Source organism: Nocardia aurantia (assembly GCF_009604425.1).
Lineage (GTDB): Bacteria > Actinomycetota > Actinomycetes > Mycobacteriales > Mycobacteriaceae > Nocardia > Nocardia aurantia.
On sequence record NZ_WEGI01000001.1, the window covers coordinates 96,731 to 117,176 of the forward strand.

22 protein-coding genes are annotated in these 20,446 nt (G+C 69.0%); 12 read left to right on the top strand and 10 right to left on the bottom strand.

Annotated elements, in window-relative coordinates; translation table 11 throughout:
• The first annotated feature begins 104 nt into the window (after positions 1-104).
• Genes NRB56_RS00465 through NRB56_RS00480 form a run of 4 tightly spaced genes read left to right on the top strand, consistent with a single transcriptional unit; the run spans position 105 to position 3,348 of the window.
• Positions 105-632: a hypothetical protein gene (locus tag NRB56_RS00465; protein WP_153338517.1), complete on the top strand. Its 528-nt coding sequence runs from the start codon at positions 105-107 to the stop codon at positions 630-632.
• A gap of 30 nt (positions 633-662) precedes the next feature.
• On the top strand, positions 663-1,625 hold the full coding sequence (locus tag NRB56_RS00470; protein ID WP_153338518.1) for an AAA family ATPase: 963 nt from the start codon (positions 663-665) through the stop codon (positions 1,623-1,625).
• Complete coding sequence (locus NRB56_RS00475) at positions 1,622-2,896, top strand: DUF58 domain-containing protein (RefSeq protein WP_153338519.1); 1,275 nt, start codon at positions 1,622-1,624, stop codon at positions 2,894-2,896. Before NRB56_RS00470 ends, NRB56_RS00475 begins: the two co-directional genes overlap by 4 nt.
• Positions 2,893-3,348, top strand: coding sequence for a hypothetical protein (locus tag NRB56_RS00480; protein WP_153338520.1), 456 nt, complete (start codon positions 2,893-2,895; stop codon positions 3,346-3,348). The genes NRB56_RS00475 and NRB56_RS00480 overlap by 4 nt, the downstream gene beginning before the upstream one ends.
• A gap of 182 nt (positions 3,349-3,530) precedes the next feature.
• Here NRB56_RS00480 and NRB56_RS00485 read toward each other — a convergent pair whose 3' ends face one another.
• Entirely contained in the window at positions 3,531-4,394 is an 864-nt protein-coding gene (locus NRB56_RS00485) for a MaoC/PaaZ C-terminal domain-containing protein (protein WP_153338521.1), read from the bottom strand.
• Positions 4,395-4,456: 62 nt separating this feature from the next.
• Positions 4,457-6,163: a 3-oxosteroid 1-dehydrogenase gene (gene kstD, locus NRB56_RS00490; RefSeq protein ID WP_319942365.1), complete on the bottom strand. Its 1,707-nt coding sequence runs from the start codon at positions 6,161-6,163 to the stop codon at positions 4,457-4,459.
• A 136-nt stretch (positions 6,164-6,299) separates the two neighbouring features.
• On the opposite strand from kstD, the gene NRB56_RS00495 reads away from it, so the two are divergent.
• From NRB56_RS00495 to dmpG, 3 genes are read left to right on the top strand one after another with little or no spacing between them, the layout of a single operon-like run.
• Complete coding sequence (locus NRB56_RS00495) at positions 6,300-7,085, top strand: 2-keto-4-pentenoate hydratase (RefSeq protein WP_319942366.1); 786 nt, start codon at positions 6,300-6,302, stop codon at positions 7,083-7,085.
• Between the two features lie 12 nt (positions 7,086-7,097).
• Positions 7,098-8,009, top strand: a complete 912-nt coding sequence (locus NRB56_RS00500) for an acetaldehyde dehydrogenase (acetylating) (protein WP_319942367.1) — start codon at positions 7,098-7,100, stop codon at positions 8,007-8,009.
• A 14-nt stretch (positions 8,010-8,023) separates the two neighbouring features.
• Positions 8,024-9,061, top strand: a complete 1,038-nt coding sequence (gene dmpG, locus NRB56_RS00505; protein WP_153338523.1) for a 4-hydroxy-2-oxovalerate aldolase — start codon at positions 8,024-8,026, stop codon at positions 9,059-9,061.
• A gap of 167 nt (positions 9,062-9,228) precedes the next feature.
• Here the strand turns inward: dmpG and NRB56_RS00510 are convergent, their stop codons facing one another.
• Both NRB56_RS00510 and NRB56_RS00515 read right to left on the bottom strand, forming a co-directional pair.
• Complete coding sequence (locus tag NRB56_RS00510) at positions 9,229-9,546, bottom strand: hypothetical protein (RefSeq protein ID WP_153338524.1); 318 nt, start codon at positions 9,544-9,546, stop codon at positions 9,229-9,231.
• Positions 9,546-10,742, bottom strand: coding sequence for a Rieske 2Fe-2S domain-containing protein (locus NRB56_RS00515; protein ID WP_153338525.1), 1,197 nt, complete (start codon positions 10,740-10,742; stop codon positions 9,546-9,548). The genes NRB56_RS00510 and NRB56_RS00515 overlap by 1 nt, the downstream gene beginning before the upstream one ends.
• Positions 10,743-11,012: 270 nt before the next feature.
• Here NRB56_RS00515 and hsaA point away from each other — a divergent pair, with 270 nt between their 5' ends.
• Genes hsaA through hsaB form a run of 4 tightly spaced genes read left to right on the top strand, consistent with a single transcriptional unit; the run spans position 11,013 to position 14,612 of the window.
• A complete protein-coding gene (gene hsaA, locus NRB56_RS00520; RefSeq protein ID WP_153338526.1) occupies positions 11,013-12,176 on the top strand; it encodes a 3-hydroxy-9,10-secoandrosta-1,3,5(10)-triene-9,17-dione monooxygenase oxygenase subunit in 1,164 nt (387 codons plus the stop codon).
• Positions 12,176-13,075 (top strand): 4,5:9,10-diseco-3-hydroxy-5,9,17-trioxoandrosta-1(10),2-diene-4-oate hydrolase, encoded by a 900-nt coding sequence (gene hsaD, locus NRB56_RS00525; RefSeq protein ID WP_153338527.1) that lies wholly within the window; start codon positions 12,176-12,178, stop codon positions 13,073-13,075. The genes hsaA and hsaD overlap by 1 nt, the downstream gene beginning before the upstream one ends.
• A complete protein-coding gene (hsaC, locus tag NRB56_RS00530; RefSeq protein WP_153338528.1) occupies positions 13,072-13,971 on the top strand; it encodes an iron-dependent extradiol dioxygenase HsaC in 900 nt (299 codons plus the stop codon). The genes hsaD and hsaC overlap by 4 nt, the downstream gene beginning before the upstream one ends.
• A 50-nt stretch (positions 13,972-14,021) precedes the next feature.
• On the top strand, positions 14,022-14,612 hold the full coding sequence (hsaB, locus tag NRB56_RS00535) for a 3-hydroxy-9,10-secoandrosta-1,3,5(10)-triene-9,17-dione monooxygenase reductase subunit (protein WP_153338529.1): 591 nt from the start codon (positions 14,022-14,024) through the stop codon (positions 14,610-14,612).
• Positions 14,613-14,777: 165 nt separating this feature from the next.
• Here hsaB and NRB56_RS00540 read toward each other — a convergent pair whose 3' ends face one another.
• The 3 genes from NRB56_RS00540 to NRB56_RS00550 form a co-directional block, all read right to left on the bottom strand.
• Positions 14,778-15,185 carry a cupin domain-containing protein gene (locus tag NRB56_RS00540; RefSeq protein WP_153338530.1) on the bottom strand — a complete coding sequence of 136 codons (408 nt, stop codon included), beginning with the start codon at positions 15,183-15,185 and terminating at the stop codon, positions 14,778-14,780.
• A 164-nt stretch (positions 15,186-15,349) separates the two neighbouring features.
• Positions 15,350-16,195 carry an alpha/beta fold hydrolase gene (locus NRB56_RS00545; RefSeq protein WP_319942368.1) on the bottom strand — a complete coding sequence of 282 codons (846 nt, stop codon included), beginning with the start codon at positions 16,193-16,195 and terminating at the stop codon, positions 15,350-15,352.
• Complete coding sequence (locus tag NRB56_RS00550) at positions 16,192-16,809, bottom strand: TetR/AcrR family transcriptional regulator (protein WP_153338532.1); 618 nt, start codon at positions 16,807-16,809, stop codon at positions 16,192-16,194. The genes NRB56_RS00545 and NRB56_RS00550 overlap by 4 nt, the downstream gene beginning before the upstream one ends.
• 133 nt (positions 16,810-16,942) lie before the next feature.
• On the opposite strand from NRB56_RS00550, the gene NRB56_RS00555 reads away from it, so the two are divergent.
• On the top strand, positions 16,943-17,680 hold the full coding sequence (locus NRB56_RS00555; protein ID WP_194290682.1) for an SIR2 family NAD-dependent protein deacylase: 738 nt from the start codon (positions 16,943-16,945) through the stop codon (positions 17,678-17,680).
• On the opposite strand, the gene NRB56_RS00560 is transcribed toward NRB56_RS00555, so the two are convergent.
• The 3 genes from NRB56_RS00560 to NRB56_RS00570 all read right to left on the bottom strand — a co-directional run bounded on the left by NRB56_RS00560 (position 17,673) and on the right by NRB56_RS00570 (position 20,268).
• Entirely contained in the window at positions 17,673-18,425 is a 753-nt protein-coding gene (locus NRB56_RS00560) for a DUF427 domain-containing protein (RefSeq protein ID WP_153338534.1), read from the bottom strand. The genes NRB56_RS00555 and NRB56_RS00560 overlap by 8 nt on opposite strands.
• Positions 18,426-18,514: 89 nt before the next feature.
• Positions 18,515-19,789: an MFS transporter gene (locus NRB56_RS00565; protein WP_153338535.1), complete on the bottom strand. Its 1,275-nt coding sequence runs from the start codon at positions 19,787-19,789 to the stop codon at positions 18,515-18,517.
• Between the two features lie 2 nt (positions 19,790-19,791).
• Positions 19,792-20,268: a MarR family winged helix-turn-helix transcriptional regulator gene (locus tag NRB56_RS00570; protein ID WP_319942369.1), complete on the bottom strand. Its 477-nt coding sequence runs from the start codon at positions 20,266-20,268 to the stop codon at positions 19,792-19,794.
• Positions 20,269-20,446 lie beyond the last annotated feature (178 nt).

The following is a 20,446-nucleotide window of genomic DNA, read 5'->3' on the forward strand; positions in this document are numbered from 1 at the left end:
CGAGGAACATCGCGCGAATCGGGGGCGGGCGGTGCCGGTCCGAGAGCGCGGGCGGCGGTCGCCCCCAGGTACTGCTGCCGGCTGTGGGGCGCGGAGGGTGCGACATGAGCAACGGGGATCCGGTGCGGGTGCCGTACGCCGTGGTGGCCGTGGGCGCGGCGGTACTGATCGTCGCCGTAGAAGCGGTTGCGCTGCGCGGCCACAGGGCTCTGGCGCCGCTACTGGCCGCCGTCCCACTGACTCTCACCCTCGCACTGCTGATCCGATCACTGGTCGAACGAGCCCGGCCCACGCCGGAGTTCGGACCCGAGGACTACGAGATCGACAACGGCCCGGCGGAGATGTTGCGGCGCTGGCGGTCTCGCGCGCAGATGCTGGCCGATCGGGCCGACGGCTCCCGGGCGGACTGGGATCGGCACCTGCGCCCGTTGCTGGCCAAGGAATTCGAGCTGTCCACCGGCCACCGGGTCGCCAAGGACCGGCGCGCGACCGCCGCGGCGGGCCTGGTGCAGTTCGGACCCGAGCTGTGGCCCTGGGTAGACCCGGAGAATTCGTCGCCGCGCGAGCAGAACGAGCGAGCGCCGGGACGTGCGGCGCTGGACGAGATCCTGCGCCGGTTGCAGGAGATGTGAGGCAACGGTGAGGAATACGCGGGTGCGATCATGACGGCGCCGATGGACGCCACGGTGACGCGAACCGAGGCGATACTGCGCGAGATCGGCCGGGTCGTCGTCGGCAAACGTGACGAACTGCAACTGATCATGGTCGCGGTGCTGTCCGGCGGGCACATCCTGATCGAGGACCTGCCCGGCCTGGGCAAGACCCTGATCGCCCGGTCCTTCGCCGCCACACTGGGTCTGAACTTCACCCGGGTGCAGTTCACCCCGGATCTGCTGCCCGCGGACCTGATCGGCTCGACCATCTACGACATGTCCTCGGGCCGCTTCAATTTCCGCCGCGGCCCGGTCTTCACCCACATGCTGCTGGCCGACGAGATCAACCGCACCCCGCCGAAGACGCAGGCCGCCCTGCTGGAGGCGATGGCGGAGGGCCAGGTCAGCATCGACGGCGAAACCTTCCCGCTGCCACAGCCGTTCATCGTGATGGCCACCGACAATCCGATCGAGTACGAGGGCACCTACCCGCTGCCGGAGGCCCAGCTGGACCGGTTCGCGATGCAGCTGCGGCTGGGCTACCTGTCCGAGGCCGACGAGACGCAGATGATCCGCCGCCGCCTCGAACGCGGCGCGGCCCCGCCCCGGGTCGCCCAGGTGGTGGACGCACAGGGCCTGCTGGAGATGCGTGAGTCGGTCGAATACGTCACCGTGCACCCGGATGTCGTCACCTACGTGGTGTCACTGGCCGCCGCCACCCGCGGCCATCCACAGGTCGAGGTCGGCGCCAGCCCGCGCGCCGAACTCGACCTGGTGCAGATGGCCCGCGCCCGCGCCCTGCTCCTCGGCCGCGACTACGTGATCCCGGAGGACGTGAAGGCACTGGCGATTCCGGCCATGGCGCACCGCATCACGCTGCGCCCGGAGATGTGGGTCCGCCGCATCCGCGGCGAGGACGTCATCGCGGAACTGCTGCGCCGCCTACCCGTCCCGCGCGCCACCCCGTCATGAGGCATCGGGACACGACCAACCTGGTGGACAGCGAATTGCACTGGCGGCCCGCGCCTCTGGTGTACATGCTGGCGGGGGTCGCGGCGGCCGCGTTGGTGGCCGCGATCGCGCTGGGCCGCTGGCAGCCGGTGGTGTTCGCCGCCCCGCTGCTCGGCGTGCTGGCGTCGGCTCCGTTGCAGTTGTCCCGCACCAGGATCGCGCTCGACGGTGGCGGCGTGCAGCGCTGCTTCGAGACCGAGGAGGTGGTGCTGAGCATCGCCGCCTCGGTGGAGGGCGGGTACGCGCTGTTACGGATGCGCCCGGAACCGGTTGCGGGCGCGGAGGTCCGGGTAGAGGAGGCGGTCGACTCCGGTGCGGTCCCGGCCGGATTGCGCCTCGTGGTGTCGGCATCGCGCTGGGGCCGCTTCCCGGTGCCGGTCCGGATCGACGCGCTCGGCCCGGCCGGTTTGGCGCGGGCGTCGGTCACCCTGCCGGGCGGCGAGGTGTTCGTCTACCCGATCGCCGATCCGCAGCGAATGCGGTTGCCGCGCATCGAGCTTCCCGAACGCATCGGCACCCATCCGACCCGCCGGCACGGCCCCGGCGTGGAGTACGCCGACATCCGCCGCTACGCCGCCGGTGATCAGCTGCGCACGGTCAACTGGCCGGTGAGCGCGCGCCGCGGCCGCCTGTACGTCACCGAACGGCTCACCGATCGTGCCGCGGATGTCGTTGTCCTGGTGGACAACTCGTTGCAGGCGCCGGGACCGGCCACGGAGTCGCTGGAGCTGTCGGTACGCGGGGCGGCCCAGGTGGCGCAGTCGGCGTTGCAGGCGGGCGACCGCACCGCGGTGGTCTGCCTCGGGCAGGCCCCGCGCTGGCTGCGCGCCGATATCGGCCGCCGGCAGTTCTACCGGATCGTCGACACCGTGCTGGACGTCGGTGAGGAGCACATCCGCACCACCGGCACGCTGGCCCCGCATCCGGCCGTCCCGCTGGGCGCGGTGATCGTGGCGTTCTCGACGCTGCTCGACACCCAGTTCGCCCTGGCCCTGATCGATCTGCGCAAGCGCGGGCATACCGTCGTCGTGGTGGATGTGTTGCGCGGCACGCCTTTTCGTGAGGATCTGGACCCCACCCTGGCCCGGATGTGGCAGTTGGAACGCTCGGCGATGTACCGGGACATGAGCACCCTCGGCGTCGACATCGTGGCCTGGCCGGAGGATGCCCGCCTGGATCAGGTGATGCGCCTGCTGCCCCAGCGCCGCCGGATGATGCGGGTGCGGCGATGACCAGATTCCTCGCGGCGCTGTCCGGCCTGCTGCTCACGGTGGCGACGACGATCGTGCTGCCCTGGGCGGGCGTGGCGGTACCGGTCCTGGTGCTCCTGAGCTGGTGGTGGCGACCCGCCGCGGTGGGAGCGGCGCTGGTCGCGCTCGGCGCCCTGCTCTGGACGGGCACCGGCACCCTGGGCTGCGCGGCGACCGGCCTCGTCGTGACCGCCTACCTGCTCGGCACCGCGACCGTCCGTGCTCCGGCCGGCGTGGTCCCGACCAGCCTGCCGTCGGTGGCCGGGGCACTACTGTTCGCCGCCGCCGCGGTGGCCGCGGCAGCGGTACCGGTGCACCTGGCCTGGGCCCCACTGGCCGCGCCGATCCTGATGATCCTGCTGTACGCCTGGATAGTGCGGGGACTGGCCGCGAACACCGACCGGCGGGTTCATTCCGGTGATAGCGGACGGTAATGAATGGTGATGCTGTACACATCTACTGTCCTGGTAGTACTACTATCCGTAGTATCAGGTCCATGTGGATCATTCCGATCATCGCCGTCGTCTGTGCCATCGCCATCGGGGGCCTGTTCGCCACCGGCTTCCCGAAGTAGGCGCCGGATTCCGGCCGGGCCGCGCGCCCGGCCGGCCCGATGTCACTCCGTGCAGGTGAGCACCACGTCGGCGAGGACCGGGGCATCGTCGCGCTCCACCACGGTGGCCGCGATGACCAGCTCGTTGCCGGTGCGCCAGATCCGCGACCGGATCGTCTCACCCGGATAGACCACCCCCGCGAAGCGCGCCCGGAAACCGGCCACCCGAGTGGCGTCCGAGTCCAGCACCGCGTCGGTGGCGGCCTTGCAGACGATGCCGTACGAGCAGCGTCCGTGCAGGATCGGATCCGGGAAGCCCGCGTCGTGCGCGAACTCCGGATCCGAATGCAGCGGATTGCGGTCGCCGAGCATCCGGTACAGCAGCGCCTGCTGCGGCAGCGTCGGGGACAGGACCTCGAAATCCGGTGCGCGGTCCGGCAATTCGACCTTGTTGCTCGGTCCGCGCTCGCCACCGAAACCGCCCTCGCCCTTGGCGAAGATGGCGGAGCGGGCCGTCCACAGCGGCTGCCCGTCGGAACCGGCGACGCTGATCTCCTCGACCACCACCGCAGCCGACCCTTTGTCCCAGATCTCGGCGACGCGGCCGGTCGCGGTCGCCTTGCCCGCGGCCGGGATCGGGCGATGCGTCACGATCTCCTGGCTGGCGTGCACGACCTTCGCGAGATCGATCTCGATGCCGGGATAGCTGACCCGCGGCGGATCGGTGTCGCGCAGCGTGGCGGCCACGGTAGCGAACGTGGGCAGCACCTGCGGTTCGCGGTCGTGCAGGTACCGCAGTTCGCGCGGGTCGGTCCAGCGCGCCCCGGCGCCGAGGCCCAGGTGGTACAGCTGCACGTCGGACGGTTCCCACGCGAGTTCCTGCGTCGGAAGTGCCGCTCCCAGTGCGACTTTCGGATCTATCGGCATTGTGTTCCCGTCTCCTGTGCCCGAGCTCCGGGCTCATCGATGCTGTGCGGCCACGGCGGGCGCTATTGCGCCGCGGCCGGTGCCTGCCGCGTCCGCTCGAGGATGTCCCGCACCGCAAGATAGCCGAAGGTGATCGCCGGGCCGATCGTCGCGCCGGGGCCGGCGTAGGTGTGGCCCATCACCGGCGCCGACGAGTTGCCGGAGGCGTACAGCCCCTCGATGACGGTGTCGTCCTCGCGCAGCACCCGCCCCGCCGCATCCGTGACCAGGCCGCCCTTGGTGCCGAGGTCGCCGGGCACGATCTTGGCCGCGTAGTACGGCCCCTGGACGAGGCCCGCCAGGCACGGGTTCGGCTTGACCGTCGGATCGCCGTAGTAGCGGTCGTAATGACTGTTGCCGCGGCCGAAGTCGGCGTCGGTGCCGGTCTCGGCGAATCCGTTGAACCGCTGCACGGTCTCGGCCAGCCGGTCGGCGGGCACGCCGATCCGCTGCGCGAGTTCCGCGAGGCTGTCGGCCTTCACGATGTTGTCGTCGGCCATCCAGCGCGATGGGAAGCGTTGTCCCGGTTGGAGTCCCGCGAAGATGTACCGATTCCGGTAGCGCTGATCGAACACCAGCCAGGTCGGGATGTTCTCGCCGGGTCCCTCGCCCTGCCCGTACTCGCCGCCGTACATGGTGTGCACGGCCTCGACATAGGGCGCGGACTCGTTACCGAACCGCTTGCCCTCGGCGTTGATCATGATCGAGCCGGGCAGATTCCGCTCGGCCAGCGCGAACCACGGCCGCCCGCCCTTGAATACCGTCGGCCCCCACCAGGCGTCCTCCATGAACGTGACCGCCCCGCCGACCGCCATGCCGGCCAGGATGCCGTCGCCGGTGTTGGCCGGTGCGCCGGTGGTCCACTCGGTGGTGATCGGCTGGCGCTGGTACTTGGCGCGCATCTCCGCGTTGTGCTCGAAGCCGCCGGTGCCGAGCATCACGCCGTATTTCGCGCGGAAGCGCACGGTCTCCTCGCCCTGGCGCGCCTCGACGCCGACCACCCGGCCGTCCTCGACGATCAGCCCGGTCAGCGGAGTCTCCAGCAGCAGTGGCACATTCGCGTCCAGCAGTCCCTTGCGCATGGCCGCGATGATCGCCTGCCCCATGCCCAGTAGATGTTTGCCGGTGGCCTTCGCCCAGTAGGTGCGCGCGCCGACCCGGATCGCGCGCATGATGCCGATCGGGTGGCGCCGGATCAGGTTCAGCCGCCGGTAATCCGCCTGCATGACAACGACGTTCATCGGCGCCTTGGCGTACGGCGGTTCCAGGTCGAACCGCTCCGCGCCGAGGGTCTTGGCGTCGAACGGCGCCGGTTCGCAGGAGCGGCCCTCCCCGCGGCCGCCGGGCGCCTCGGGGTAGTAGTCGGAGTAGCCGGGCACCCACTTCATCTTCAGCGGGGTGTGCGCGAGTACGAAATCGAACGCCTCCGCCCCGCGATCGATGTAGGTGTCGATGCGCTCCTTCGGCACCGCGTCGCCGATGATGCTGTGCAGGTAGGTACGGGCCTGCTCGCGATCGGCGTCGTCGCCGCGGCCCGCGGCCACCAGGGCCTTGTTGCCGGGGATCCACACCCCACCGCCGCTGCGCGCGGTGGACCCGCCGTAATGGGCGGCCTTCTCGATGATCACCGCGCGCAACCCGTGATGGGCGGCGGTGAGGGCAGCGGTCATGCCGGCGGCGCCGCTGCCGACCACCACCACGTCGTATTCCCGATCACTCATGTAGAACACGTTATAGAATCACTGCCGTCTCGGTCTATATTGGACTGGCAGGTGAGCGGATCGACACAGGTAACTCGTTCCAATTTCTGCACGTCCGGCCTCGGTCGAAACGAGGCCGATCTCGGTCGGGAGGAAAGGAACACACGTGCTGTCCGACGCGGTACGCAAGGAACTGGCCGACGAACTCGCGGTCGCGGAGCGGGACCGGATCCCACTCGACCCGCTGGTGGTCCGCCATCCCGACATCGATGTCGTGGACGCCTACGAGATCCAATTGCACAACATCCGGCGGCGGGTGGCCGGCGGCGCGACCGTGATCGGTCACAAGGTCGGCCTGTCCTCGAAGGCCATGCAGCAGATGATGGGCGTCGACGAGCCCGACTACGGGCACCTGCTCGGCGAGATGCAGGTGTTCGAGGAGGCCGACGTCGTCGCGTCGAATTACCTGTACCCCCGGGTCGAGGTCGAGGTCGGTTTCGTCCTGGGCGCGGATCTGCCCGGCGCCGAGTGCACCGAGGCCGACGTGCTGGCCGCGACCGTTGCCTACGCCCCCGCGATCGAGCTGATCGACACCCGGATCCGGGACTGGAAGATCGCGTTGTGCGACACCATCGCCGACAACGCCTCCTCGGCCGGCTGGGTGCTCGGCCCCGAGCGAGTGGATCCGGCGACGCTGGATGTCACCGCGATCGATGCCGTCCTGACCCGCAACGGCGAGGTGGTCGCCGAGGGCCGCAGCGACGCCGTGCTCGGCGATCCGACCGTGGCGGTGGCGTGGCTGGCCCGCAAGGTCGCCTCCTTCGGGGTGCGGCTGCGCGCCGGCGACATCGTGCTGCCCGGCTCCTGCACCCGCGCGATCGACGCCCGGCCGGGCGACACCTTTCACGCCGAGTTCGCCGGACTCGGTTCGGTTCGTTTGAATTTTCAGTGAGGAGACGCGAACGTGTCAGCCACCCGCAAGGTCTCGGCCGCGATTGTCGGTTCCGGCAACATCAGCACCGACCTGCTCTACAAACTGCTGCGCTCGGATCTGATCGAGCCGCGCTGGATGATCGGGATCGACCCGGACAGTGAGGGTTTGAAGCGCGCCCGCGATCTGGGCCTGGAGACCTCACACGAGGGCGCAGACTGGTTGCTGGGGCTGCCCGAGCAGCCGGACGTGCTGTTCGAGGCCACCTCCGCCTACGTGCACCGTGCCTACGCGCCGAAATACCTCGAGGCCGGCATCCGCGCGGTGGACCTGACGCCCGCCGCCGTGGGCCCCGCGGTGGTGCCGCCGGTGAACCTCGGCTCCCTGCTCGACGCCCCGAACGTCAACATGATCACCTGCGGTGGCCAGGCGACGATTCCGATCGTCGCCGCGGTCTCCCGGGTGGTCACGGTGCCCTACGCCGAAATCGTCGCCTCGGTCTCGTCGGTCTCCGCGGGCCCCGGCACCCGCGCCAACATCGACGAGTTCACCAAGACCACCAGCCGCGGCGTGGAGACCATCGGTGGCGCCGAGCGCGGCAAGGCGATCATCATCCTGAATCCCGCCGATCCGCCGATGATCATGCGCGACACCATCTTCTGCGCGATCCCCGACGACGCCGACACCACCGCGATCGCCGATTCGATCCACCGGATGGTCGCCGACATCCAGCAGTACGTCCCCGGTTACCGGCTGCTGAACGAGCCGCAGTTCGACGAGCCGAGCGTGGTTTCCGGTGGGCTGGCGAAGGTTTCGGTGTTCGTGGAGGTCGAGGGCGCCGGCGATTTCCTGCCGCCCTACGCCGGCAACCTCGACATCATGACCGCCGCCGCCACCCGCGTCGGCGAAGTCATCGCCGACCAGATCATCTCGGCCCGAGTCTAGGAGGGATCGCGATCATGCCCTATTCCCAGGAAATCGACATCCGCATCACCGACACCTCGCTGCGCGACGGGTCACACCACAAGCGGCACCAGTTCACCGCCGACGAGGTCCGCGGCATCGTCGGCGCGCTGGACGCCGCCGGTGTCCCGGTCATCGAGGTCACCCACGGCGACGGCCTCGGCGGCTCGTCGTTCAACTACGGTTTCTCGAAAACCCCTGAGCAGGAACTGATCACGCTCGCCGCCGAGACCGCGAAGCAGGCCAAGATCGCCGTCCTGATGCTCCCGGGTGTGGGCGTCAAGGAGGACATCAAGATCTCCCAGGACCACGGCGCCTCGATAGTCCGCATCGCCACCCACTGCACCGAGGCCGACGTCTCGATCCAGCACTTCGGCCTGGCCCGCGAACTGGGTTTGGAGACAGTCGGTTTCCTGATGATGGCGCACACCCAGCCCCCCGAGGTGCTGGCGAAGCAGGCCCGCATCATGGCCGACGCCGGCTGTCAGTGCGTGTACGTGGTCGACTCCGCCGGTGCGATGGTCCTGGAACAGGTCTCCGACCGCGTCGCGGCCCTGGTCACCGAACTCGGCGACGACGCCATGGTCGGCTTCCACGGCCACGAGAACCTCGACCTGGGCTGCGCCAACTCGATTTTCGCGATCCGCGCCGGCGCCCACCAGATCGACGGCAGCACAAGACGTTTCGGCGCCGGCGCCGGCAACACCCCTGTGGAGGCCCTCGTGGGCGTCTGCGACAAGATCGGCGTCAAGACCGGCATCGACTTCTTCGCCATCGCCGACGCCGCCGAGGACGTCGTCCGCCCCGCCATGCCCCAGGAATGCCTCCTGGACCGCCAGTCCCTGATGATGGGCTACGCGGGCGTCTACTCCAGCTTCCTCAAGCACGCCGAACGCCAGGCCGAACGCTACGGCGTCTCCGCCGCCGACATGCTCGTCCGCGCGGGCCGGCGCAAACTGGTCGGCGGCCAGGAGGACCAACTCATCGACATCGCCCTGGAACTCCAGCGCGAACAACAGGCCCCCACCGCCTGATCAGGGACCGGCACACCCTGCTACGACAACGGCCCGGGCGGTCATCCGCCCGGGCCGTTTCGCGTCCCTCCCGTCGCCCCGGCGGAAGCCGGTACCCGGGTGGCCGGCGATGCCGCGCTCCCATCGCCGGGCTCGGGCACCGGCTTCCACCGGGGCGACGAGAAGGGTCATTCCAGGGGGATCAGGCCTTCCGCTGCCGCGTGGTCGATGGTCCGCTGGAGGTGGGGGCAGGAGACGTGGCGGCCGGGGCCGGCGGCCTGCTCCCGGAACACCGGGCAGTGGTCGGCGGGATGGACCGGCCACTGCACCGATGTCTGATGCGCACTGCTCTTGCGCACCAGCACTTCCGTGCCGCAGTTGCGGCACGCCACCGGAGTCATTCCCGTCTCCAGGTGGCCGTGTTTGTCGACGATCGTCTGGGCGCGCACCTCCGCCAGCCGTTGCGGACGGTCCGCGAAATCCGGTGCCTTCGCCCAGCCGGCCATCAGGCGCTCGTCTCCTGGGAGGACGGCTCCTGCCGGCGGCGCATGTTGTCGGCGACCTCGCGCTCCCAGGCCTCGTTGGCCTTGGTGGTGTCGACCTCGAATTCGAAGCGCTGCACCATCTTCGGATCGATGTCGGCGACGTCGACGTAGAACTGGTCGTACCAGCGGCGCAGCTGGTAGACCGGGCCGTCCTCCTCGCAGAGCAGCGGATTGTCGATCTTGGACTTGTGCTTCCAGATCTCCACGTCCTGCAGGAAGCCGTCGCCGAAGAACTTGGTCATGCTGGCGGCGAGCTTGTCGGCGGTCTCGTCGTCGATGCCCTCGGGCTTCTCGACGCTCAGACCGTATTGCAGCACGAACGAGTTCTGCGTGACCGGGTAGTGGCAATTGATCAGCAGGATCTTGATCTCGTATCCGCCGTAGCTGTTCACCAGCGGGTTGATCATGTACGACGGGCCGAAGTAGGACGCCTCCGACTGCAACAGCGACTCACCGCCGTACTTGGCGGCCATGCCGACGTCCGGCCGGCCCTTGGTCTCCAGGTACTGGGTGGCGACATGGCCCTCGAACACGTTCTTGAAGTAGGTCGGGAACGCGTAGTGGATGTAGAAGAAGTGCGCCATGTCGACCACGTTGTCGATGATCTCGCGGCAGTTGGCGCCCTCGATGTGCAGCGTTTCCCAGGTCCACTCGGTCCAACGCTCACCCAGTTGCTCGCGCGGCGAACCGTCGGCCTCGGTGTACGGTCCCTCGATGTACGGGATCGTCACCTCGTCCGGAGGTGGATTGCCCTCGTGGTCGTGCCACACGTACAGCTGCCCGTTGCGCTCGAGGGTGGTCCAGGAGCGGGTGCGGGCCAGTGGGGGAACCCGGCGGGCGTAGGGGATCGCGGTGCAGCGGCCGTTGCCGCCCCAGCGCCAGTCGTGGAACGGGCACGCGATCGAATCGCCCTTGATCTCGCCCATGCTGAGATCGCCGCCGAGATGCCGGCAGTACGCGTCGAGCACCTTCAGATCGCCGGAACTGTCGGCCCAGACTACGAGTTTGGTCCCGAACGCCTCGATGGCGTGCGGTGTGCCGTCCCGGAACCCCGCGACCGTACCGAGGCAATGCCAACCGCGCGCGTAGCGGGTGGGCATGGATCCGACATCGATCTCACGTACCTTCCCGCCCGGCCGCGGTGTTGTCTCTGCCATCGTGATCCCTCCTCTGGAAGTACTAGAACACGTTACAAAATTGCGAGCCGCTGCGCTAGTTATTCCCTTGGCCACCAGGCAAAGGGCATGTCCCGAACCTGCTGGTTACCCGTTCTCGACAGGAATAGTAACGTGTTCTAATCTCGACTGGAGTACGGCGCCCGTGCCGAACTTGCGGTACGGCGCCCGCGTCCGAATGGAACGTGGCGCCCGCGCCGGGCCATCGCACGGGTGTTGGAGCAGGTAGAAGCAGGCAGGAGCCGCGAAGAGATGACGCAGGAAGTAACCGAACGGGTCGAAGCGTTGCTGCCGGCCCTGCGCGAGCGCGCGCAGGAGGCCGAGGATCTGCGGCGCATTCCCGACGAGTCCGTCAAGGGGTTGCAGGAGGCCGGGTTCTTCAAGCTGCTGCAACCGCGCCAGTGGGGCGGGTACGCCGCCGACCCCGTCGTCTTCTACGACACCGTCCGCACGATCGCGAGCGCGTGCGGATCGACCGGCTGGGTGTCCGGCATCGTCGGTGTGCACAACTGGCATCTGGCGCTGTTCGACCAGCAGGCGCAGGAGGACGTCTGGGGCGAGGATCCGGGCGTCCGGATCTCCTCCTCGTACGCCCCGATGGGCGCGGGCGTCGTCACCGACGGCGGCTACCTGGTCAACGGCCAGTGGGCCTGGTCCTCCGGCAGTGATCACGCGCAGTGGACCTTCGTCGGCGGCCCGGTGATCAAGGACGGCAAGCCCGTCGACTTCGGCAGCTTCCTGATCCCGCGCGGCGACTACCGCATCGACGACGTGTGGAACGTGGTCGGGTTGCGCGGCACCGGATCCAACACCCTGGTGCTGGAGAACGTCTTCGTGCCGCGGCACCGGTTCCTCAGCTTCCGGGCGATGAACGAGCTCACCGCGCCCGGCCTGCAACAGAATTCGGACCCGGTCTACAAGATGCCCTGGGGCACCATCCATCCCACCACGATCTCCACGCCGATCGTCGGCATGGCGTACGGCGCCTACGCCGCGCACGTGGAACATCAGGGCAAGCGGATCCGGGCCGCCTACGCGGGCGAGAAGGCCAAGGACGATCCGTTCGCCAAGGTGCGGATCGCGGAGGCGGCCAGCGATATCGACGCCGCCTGGCGCCAGCTCTCCGGCAACGTCGCCGACGAGTACGCGCTGCTGCTGGCGGACCGGGAGATCCCGTTCGACCTGCGGGTGCGGGCGCGCCGCGACCAGGTCCGCGCCACCGGCCGCGCGATCGCCGCCATCGACAAGCTGTTCGAGAGCTCCGGCGCCACCGCGCTGGCCAACGGCACTCCGCTGCAACGGTTCTGGCGCGACGCGCACGCGGGCCGGGTGCACGCCGCCAACGATCCCGAGCGCGCGTACGTCATGTACGGCACCCACGAGTTCGGGCTGCCCGTGACCGACGGGATGGTCTGATGGCGCCGCCGGAAGCCGGTCTCGTGGCCGGGGAGCTGACCTTCGAGTCCACCTCGAAGTACGCGCAGGTGCGGCCCGGCCTGCGGCTGCACTATCACGAGGCCGGCGTGGGCAACGGCCCGACCATCGTGCTGCTGCACGGCGGCGGTCCGGGCGCCTCGTCGTGGTCCAACTTCTCGCGCAACATTCCGGTGCTGGCGAAGGACTTCCACGTGCTGGCGGTGGACCAGCCCGGATTCGGGCTGTCCGACAAGCCGACCGACCATCCGCAGTACTTCGTGCACAGCGCCACCGCGCTGCGGGATCTGCTGGACACCCTGGAGATCACCGGACGCGTGCACCTGCTGGGCAATTCGCTCGGCGGCGGCGCGGCGGTGCGCTTCGCCCTCGACAATCCGGACCGGGCCGGGCGACTCGTGCTGATGGGCCCGGGTGGGTTGAGCACCAACCTGTTCGCCCCCGACCCGACCGAGGGCGTCAAGGCCCTGGGCCGGTTCAACGCCCAGCCGACCCGGGAGAACATCGAGACCTTCCTGCGCATCATGGTTTTCGACCAGTCCCTGGTGACCCCGGAACTCGTCGACGAGCGATTCGCCTCCGCGAACACCCCGGAGGCGCTGGCCGCCACCCGCGCGATGGGAAAGTCGTTCGCCTCGGCCGATTTCGAGCTCGGCATGCTCTGGCGCGAGGCATACAAGCTGCGTCAGCCGGTGCTGCTGATCTGGGGCCGCGAGGACCGGGTGAACCCGCTCGACGGCGCGCTCGTGGCCCTGAAGACCATCCCGCGCGTGCAGTTGCACGTCTTCGGGGGTTGCGGCCACTGGGCACAATTGGAGAAGTTCGACGAGTTCAACCGGCTGGCAGTCGATTTCCTCACTCCCAAGGAGAAGCGCCCATGAGCATCAAGGCACTCGGCTACCTCCGGATCGAGGCCACCGACATGGCGGCCTGGCGTGAGTACGGCACCAAGGTGCTCGGCATGATGGCGAGCGACGGGTCCGACCCGGACTCGCTCTACCTGCGGATGGACGAGTTCGCCGCCCGTCTGGTGATCGTGCCGGGCGAACAGGACCGGCTGCTGGTCGCCGGCTGGGAGGTCACCGATGCCCCTGCGCTGCAACGACTCCGGGAGACCCTGGCCAAGGCCGGGGTGGCGTTCACCGAGGGCACCAAGGAGGAACTCGCCGAACGCCGCGTGGAGGGCATGATCCGCTTCCGGGATCCGTCCGAGAACACGCTCGAGGCGTTCCACGGCGCGCAGTACCTGGGCCGCCGGTTCGTCAGCCCGCACGGCCACCGCTTCGTCACCGCCGAACAGGGCCTCGGCCATGTCGTCCTCACCTGCACCGACGACGCCGCGGCGCAAGCGTTCTACCAGGACGTGCTCGGCTTCCGCCTGCGCGATTCGATGCGCCTGCCCCCCCAGCTGGTCGGCCGCCCCGCCGACGGCGATCCGGCCTGGCTGCGGTTCTACGGCTGCAACCCGCGCCACCACGCCCTGGCGTTCCTGCCGCTGCCGAACCCCACCGGCATCGTGCACCTCATGGTCGAGGTGGAGAACTCCGACGACGTCGGCCTCGCCCTCGACCGCGCGCTGCGCAAGAAGGTGAAGATGTCGGCCACCCTCGGGCGGCACATCAACGACAAGATGCTGTCGTTCTACATGAAGACGCCGGGCGGATTCGACATCGAATTCGGTTGCGAGGGACTGGAAGTCGAGGACGAATCCTGGATCGCCCGGGAGTCGACCGCGGTCAGCCTGTGGGGCCACGACTTCAGCGTCGGATTCCGGTAACGGCACCCCTCCGGCACGAGCACACGGACCAGCGACAGAGGACGGCCGACATGACCTCGGAAGCAGTGGCGGACAGCGGTTTCCCGGAGATCGACGCCCGTCGGTTCCGGAACGTGCTGGGGCAGTTCTGCACCGGCATCACCGTGATCACCACGTTCGACGACGACCGGGCCCCGGTGGGCTTCGCCTGCCAGTCCTTCGCCGCCCTGTCGCTGGATCCACCCCTGGTGCTGTTCTGCCCGACCAAACAGTCCCGCACCTGGGCCGCGATCGAGCGCGCCGGCCGCTTCTGCGTCAACGTCCTCGCCGAGGAACAACGAGAACTGTGCGCCCGCTTCGGTTCCCGCGAACCCGACAAGTTCGCGGGAACCGCCTGGCACACCACCGAATTCGACCTCCCGCAGATCGACGAGGCCCTGGCATCGATCGACTGCCGGGTCGACCGGGTCATCGACGGCGGTGACCACCACATCGTGATCGGCCGCGTCCTAGCTCTCGCCGAAACCACCGAATCCGGCCGCCCCCTGCTGTTCTACCGTGGCCAGTACACCGCCATAGAACCGGAGAAGACCGTCCCTGCCCCCTGGCGCGCGGACCTGGAACACTTCCTCACCACGACCACACTCGACACCTGGCTCTGAGACCTCCGCGCCTGGCGTAGGGTCCTGCGCCACCGAGCGCTTCCGGGCCGCTGAGCGTGCGCTGCTCAAGTCGCCGAGGTGTGCCGAACTGCCGCGCGATACCGGGCTGCCGGCTATCGAGTGGCCCGCACTGCAAGCTGAAGCCGTGTCTCCTGTGGAGGCCGGTCAATCCAGCCGGAAGTCCGCGAAATCGAAGCCCGGCGACACGATGCAGCTGACCAGCACGTACTCGTCGCCGGCCGGGCGGGCGGCCTGACTGACGCCGCCAGGGACCACAGCCTGCAACAACTGGCCGTGCTCCACATCGGGTCCGAGCACGATCTCCTCGCCGTCGATGTTCAGCAGCAGCGGGCCGCCGCGATGCCAGAACCAGAGCTCGTCCGACCGCACCGTATGCGGCGCGGACCGCTCACCCGGCAGCAGCAGGAAGTGGATCGACGTCGCCGCCGCACGGGTGTCGCCGTATCCGCTGGGTGTGAATTCGACCGGACTGCGCCATGTTTCGCGATACCAGCCGCCCTCCGGATGTGGCTGCATATCCAGCACCGCTGCCAATTCGGGCCGCTCACCCATGTCCCGCTACTCTCCGTCGACGCTGTCCCGATCGTCGCGCACGGCATGCGAACTCGGCAATCCCCGCACGGTGTCGCGCATCCCACATTCGCGGAGCCGTCCGCGGCCGTTCAGCGATAGAGGTTGCGCTGGAGCGCATTCGGTCCGGTCGGCGCGAGGCGCGCTCAGGAGTGGCCGGCGAAATCCGCGAGCAGCTCGGCGACCACGGCGGGCCGCTCGATATTCGGCGAATGCCCTGCGCCGTCGATGATTTCGACGCGGGCGCCGGTGGCCCGGTAGCGAGCGGTGGTGGTGGCGCAGTCGTAGAAGCGGTCGTGGGTGCCGTGCAGTACCAGGGTCGGCATGGACAGCGCATGGATCTGCGCGTCGAGCGGGTTGGCCGCGAGCCGGCGGCGGCGATCCACGATGACCGTGCGGGGCATGCGCGGGCTCATCGCGCGGTAGTCGCGGACGCCCTGATCCGGATCGTCGAACGCACCGCGAACGTCGAAACCCGGTGCCACCCCGTACCGGAGGCCGAATCGGATGAACGGCGGCAGGGCCGCGCGGTGCAGCAGCGGGCCGAGCAGCGGATCGGCGAGCAGTCCGTTGCCGGTCGGAAAGCGGGCGGCGCTGTAGTCCGGAGCCTGATCGATCACAGCGATCCGCCGCACCCGGGGTGACTGGCCGGCCGTGGCGAGCGCGACGTCGGCGCCGAACGAGTGACCGGCCAGGGTGACATCGTGCAGATCGAGCACGTCCAGCAGTCGCGCGATCGCGCGGCCTTGAGCCGGGCCGTCGAGGTCGTGGTGACCACCGGTGCCGCCGTGCCCGCGCAGATCCGGCCGGATCACCCGGTACCGGTCGGTCAGCAGCGCCGCGACCCGGTCGTACCAGTGCAGCGATCCGGCGAAACCGTGCAGCAGCACAACGGGTTTCGCGGCCGGATCACCCTCGTCGCGGAAATGTATCGGGTGCGCGCCGAGTTCGTCGTCCCGGTCCGCGACGCCGGCATCCCGGCCCGCGCTCACCGCGTCTCCTCGCTGTAGGCGAGCACCACCAGCGTGAACAGGTCCACCCGGCGGTCCCACGCGGTCACGTCGTAGGGCTCCAGCAGGCATTGCGCGGCGGTGCCGTCGTGCACGGCGACCAGGGCCCGGCCCAGCGCCACCGGATCGGTGACGAGCCGGCCGACCCGGTGGAGCAGCTTCTCCACCACCGGCAGCAGGGCCGCGACGATCGCGTCCTCGCGCGCCGCGACCACCCGGCGCAGCGCCGGATTGCGCAGGGCGTGCGCGGTGAACTCGAAGGTGATGCGGAACCACTGGTCGTCCACCGGAACCGCGCGCAACACGATCTCCACGCCGGCGCGCAGGTCGGTCATGGCGTCGGTGGCGTCCTCGGCGAGGACCGCGGTCACCTCGCGGAGCAGCAACTCCGAGCGCTGTTCCCACATGGCGAGGAACAGTTCCTCGAGGGAGGTGAAATTGGAGTAGAAGGCGCCGCGCGTGAAACCCGCTCGCTCACAGATCTGCTCGACGGTGCAGCGGCCGAATCCCTCGTCGGCGAAGGCGTCGAAGGCGGCATCCAGCAGCCGTTGCCGGGTTTCGGCGCGTCGCCTGGTCACCCGCGGCTGGCTCGACATCCGCTGAGCGTAGCAATCGCCTCCGGCGGGCCGGACGGACGCACTGCCGGGCTCGCCCGGGATGCACTGCCGGGTCCGGCCGGGACGCACTGCCGGACCCGCGCCCGGGATGCCCCCTCGTACCCTGGTGATCATGACGCAGTGGCGGCAGCGGCCCGGACCGATCGGCGTGCTCACCGGTGCGGGAATCTCCACCGATTCCGGCATCCCGGATTTCCGCGGTCCGCGCGGGGTGTGGACGAAGGACCCGATCGCGGAACTGCTCTCGACCTATCCGCACTACATCGCGGATCCCGAACTGCGGCAACGGTCCTGGCTCGCCCGCCGCGACAATCCGGCCTGGCGGGCCACGCCCAACGACGCGCATCGCGCCCTGGTGCGGCTGGGCGAGAACCGAGACGTCTCGATCATCACCCAGAACATCGACCGGCTGCATCAGCGGGCCGGGACGCCGGCGGACCGGGTGGTGGAGATCCACGGCAACATGTTCGAGGTGGTGTGCGTCGACTGCGACTTCACCACCTCGATGGCCGCCACGCTGGACCGGGTCGCCGCCGGTGAGCCCGATCCGCCGTGCCCCGACTGCGGCGGCATCCTCAAGTCCGCCACGATCATGTTCGGCCAGGCCATGGACGCCGGTTCGGTCCGGGCGGCCGAAACCATCGCCGCCGGCAGCGCGGTCTTCCTGGCGATCGGCACCTCGCTACAGGTGGAACCCGCGGCATCGATGTGCGCGGTCGCCGTGGACAGCGGCGCCGACCTGATCGTGATCAACGCCGAACCCACCCCCTACGACCGCTACGCCACCGAGATGATCCGCGAGCCCATCGGCGAGGCGCTGCCGCGCCTGGTGCGCGAAATGCTCAGCTGAACTGCGTCTTCGGCCGCTCCTGCAGGACATCGTCGAGGTACAGATCCACCTTCTCGTTGTAGAAACAGGCGAGGCCCGCGATCTTCTGGCTCTCCGGCAGCGGAGTCCGGTACAGCCACACCAGATCCGGATGTTCGGTGCCGTCGAGGTGGACGGTGAAGTATTCGGCCGTGCCCTTGTACGGGCAGCCGGTCCGCGTCGGCGACGGGGTCAGCAGGTCGAGCCGGACATCGGTGAGCGGCAGGTAATACCGTGGCGGCAGCCCGGTTTCGAACAGGATGCGCGGCGACCGCGACTCGGCGACCGTCCGCCCCTCGATCTCCACCCGCACGTGCCGGGAGCTGGCCAGGATGTCGACCCGGTGATACGGGTCGCGCGGATGGGTGTAGACGGGTTCGTCCTCCTCGAACCAGTCGTCCATCGCCTGCCAGTCCAGCCGGACCACCTCCCGCAACTCCGGGATGGGCGATTCGGGATAGCGCAGGGCGGCCTCGGCCCGGACGTCGTCGCCGACGACCACGTCGTGCACGACGCCCTCCCCGCGGCTGGGCGAATGCTTGCTCGCCCCGGTCGGCTCCAGCCGGGCGTGCACGTCGTCGACGGGGAAGTAGTAGGTGGGGTAGTGCGGCCCCTCCCAGACCAGCAGCGGCCGGACGGTGTCGACCACCAGCCGCCCTCGCGCATAGGCCCGGACCCGGCGATGGCCGGACTCCGTCCGGATACGTCCACGATTCGTTTCCGTCATACCCCCCGAAGGTACTCGCGCCGGGTGACGGACGAGCACGCGAATCGGGGCCCGGCAGATCGTGCCGGGCCCCGATGAACCACCAGGATTCAGTCGTCGGCGAGGGTGATCGCCTGGGCCTCCTCGACGCTGTGCGGCGCCGGATCGTGGTGGTGGTCGGTGGCGGGCTGCAGTGCCGAGCGGCCGCCGAGGAAGACCAGCACGCCGACGGCGGTACAGGCGGCGCCGACCCAGAACGGCAGCGCCGTCGCGTGCTCGCCGAGCTTGCCGGCCAGATAGGGGGCCGCCGCGCCGCCGACGAAGCGGACGAAACTGTAGGCGGCCGAGGCGGTGGAGCGTTCCACCGGTGCGGAGGTCATCACGGCCTCGGTGATCAGCGTGTTGTTGATGCCGAGGAACAGCCCGGCCAGCACGGTGCAGACGATCAGCACCGGCTTGTGATGCGCCCCGACCGCCATCACGGCCAGGTCGATCGCGAACAGCGCGAGCGCGGTGGCGATCATCGGGACGGTGCCGAACCGCCGTTGCAGCCGCGGCGCGAACCACACCGACGCGACAGCCAGCAGCACACCCCACCCGAAGAAGATGAAGCCGATGGCGTAGGTGCCCATGTTCAACGGGAACGGGGTGTAGGCCAGCAACGTGAAGAAGCCGTAGTTGTACAGCAGCGCAGTGATACTCACCAGCAGCAACCCGCGGAAGCGTAAAGCCTTGAACGGCGCGATGATCGAGGTGTGCTGCGTGGGCCTCGGCCCGTCCGGCAACAGCACGATCAACGCGATGAAAGCGACCGCCATCAGCACCGAGACCCCGAAGAACGGTGCGCGCCAAGTGATTCCGCCGAGAAACCCCCCGACCAGCGGCCCCGCCGCGATCCCGATCCCGAGCGCGGCCTCGTACAGGATGATGGCCCGCGCGACCCCACCGGTGGCCGACCCCACGATGGTGGCCAGCGCGGTAGCGATGAACAACGCGTTGCCGAGCCCCCACCCGGCACGGAAGCCCACGATCTGCCCCACGCTGTGCGAACTGCCCGCCAGCGCCGCGAACACCACGATGATCGCCAGACCCGACAACAGCGTCCGCTTGGCCCCGAACCGGCTGGAAACCACCCCCGTGATCAGCATCGCGACCCCCGTGACCAGCATGTAACTGGTGAACAGCAGCGTCACCTGCGAGGGCGAGGCATCCAACTGCTCACCGATCGGCTTGAGAATCGGATCCACCAGCCCGATCCCCATGAACGCGATCACCGAAGCGAAGGCGACAGCCCAGACAGCCTTGGGCTGGGAGATTTTCGAACTGGGCGCCGCGTGTTTCGCGGCCGGCGCCGCATGGCCGGGATGTCGAACGCTACTGGTCATCACTATTCCTGGTGCGAAAAAGGTTGTGGTGCGGTACTTTTCAGCTCCCCGAGCAGATCGGACAGCTCGACGCGCAGCCGGTCCAGCCGATCGGTGCCGAAGGAGGGCAGCCGGGCGGCCAAGGCCGACCCGATCGCGCGGCGGGACGCGTTCAGGCAGTCGCGTCCCGCCGGCGTCAACTCGACGACCACAGCTCTGGAGTCGCCGGGATCCCGGGTGCGGCTGACAAGCCCACCGGCCACCAGCCGCCCGATCAGCGTCGTCGCCGTCGGCTGGGAGCAGCCGTCGAGGCGAGCGAACTCACTGACCCGCAACCCCCGCCGTTCATCCAAGATCGACAACGCCCGCAACGTCGCAGGCGGCAACCGATCGAGCGACCGAACCACACGAACCAACCGCCCGACAGCAACCGCAATGTCAACCAGATGACCCTCCCCCGGGGCTACGGAAGCGGATCCCTCCGCCTGACTCAACTGCACGCCAATAAGCTTACATACGCTAACTATCTATATAAATAGTTCGGCTAACTATATTTAAAGTGAGCCGAGTCACACCGCTGGAGTCGTGACGCCGGATCCGCGCCACCGCCCCCGACGGCGCCCTGCTTACCCGAACGACACCGACCCGCAGGCACACCCCCGCTCCGCTCACCGATCA

Excerpts from the sequence above, each read along its gene's own strand:
- NRB56_RS00465 (WP_153338517.1), top strand. The coding sequence starts at position 105 with ATGAGCAACGGGGATCCGGTGCGGGTGCCGTACGCCGTGGTGGCCGTG.
- NRB56_RS00470 (WP_153338518.1), top strand. The coding sequence starts at position 663 with ATGACGGCGCCGATGGACGCCACGGTGACGCGAACCGAGGCGATACTG.
- NRB56_RS00475 (WP_153338519.1), top strand. The coding sequence starts at position 1,622 with ATGAGGCATCGGGACACGACCAACCTGGTGGACAGCGAATTGCACTGG.
- NRB56_RS00480 (WP_153338520.1), top strand. The coding sequence starts at position 2,893 with ATGACCAGATTCCTCGCGGCGCTGTCCGGCCTGCTGCTCACGGTGGCG.
- NRB56_RS00485 (WP_153338521.1), bottom strand. The coding sequence starts at position 4,394 with ATGCCGATAGATCCGAAAGTCGCACTGGGAGCGGCACTTCCGACGCAG.
- dmpG (WP_153338523.1), top strand. The coding sequence starts at position 8,024 with ATGCCCTATTCCCAGGAAATCGACATCCGCATCACCGACACCTCGCTG.
- NRB56_RS00510 (WP_153338524.1), bottom strand. The coding sequence starts at position 9,546 with ATGGCCGGCTGGGCGAAGGCACCGGATTTCGCGGACCGTCCGCAACGG.
- NRB56_RS00515 (WP_153338525.1), bottom strand. The coding sequence starts at position 10,742 with ATGGCAGAGACAACACCGCGGCCGGGCGGGAAGGTACGTGAGATCGAT.
- hsaA (WP_153338526.1), top strand. The coding sequence starts at position 11,013 with ATGACGCAGGAAGTAACCGAACGGGTCGAAGCGTTGCTGCCGGCCCTG.
- hsaD (WP_153338527.1), top strand. The coding sequence starts at position 12,176 with ATGGCGCCGCCGGAAGCCGGTCTCGTGGCCGGGGAGCTGACCTTCGAG.
- hsaC (WP_153338528.1), top strand. The coding sequence starts at position 13,072 with ATGAGCATCAAGGCACTCGGCTACCTCCGGATCGAGGCCACCGACATG.
- hsaB (WP_153338529.1), top strand. The coding sequence starts at position 14,022 with ATGACCTCGGAAGCAGTGGCGGACAGCGGTTTCCCGGAGATCGACGCC.
- NRB56_RS00540 (WP_153338530.1), bottom strand. The coding sequence starts at position 15,185 with ATGGGTGAGCGGCCCGAATTGGCAGCGGTGCTGGATATGCAGCCACAT.
- NRB56_RS00550 (WP_153338532.1), bottom strand. The coding sequence starts at position 16,809 with ATGTCGAGCCAGCCGCGGGTGACCAGGCGACGCGCCGAAACCCGGCAA.
- NRB56_RS00555 (WP_194290682.1), top strand. The coding sequence starts at position 16,943 with ATGACGCAGTGGCGGCAGCGGCCCGGACCGATCGGCGTGCTCACCGGT.
- NRB56_RS00560 (WP_153338534.1), bottom strand. The coding sequence starts at position 18,425 with ATGACGGAAACGAATCGTGGACGTATCCGGACGGAGTCCGGCCATCGC.
- NRB56_RS00565 (WP_153338535.1), bottom strand. The coding sequence starts at position 19,789 with ATGACCAGTAGCGTTCGACATCCCGGCCATGCGGCGCCGGCCGCGAAA.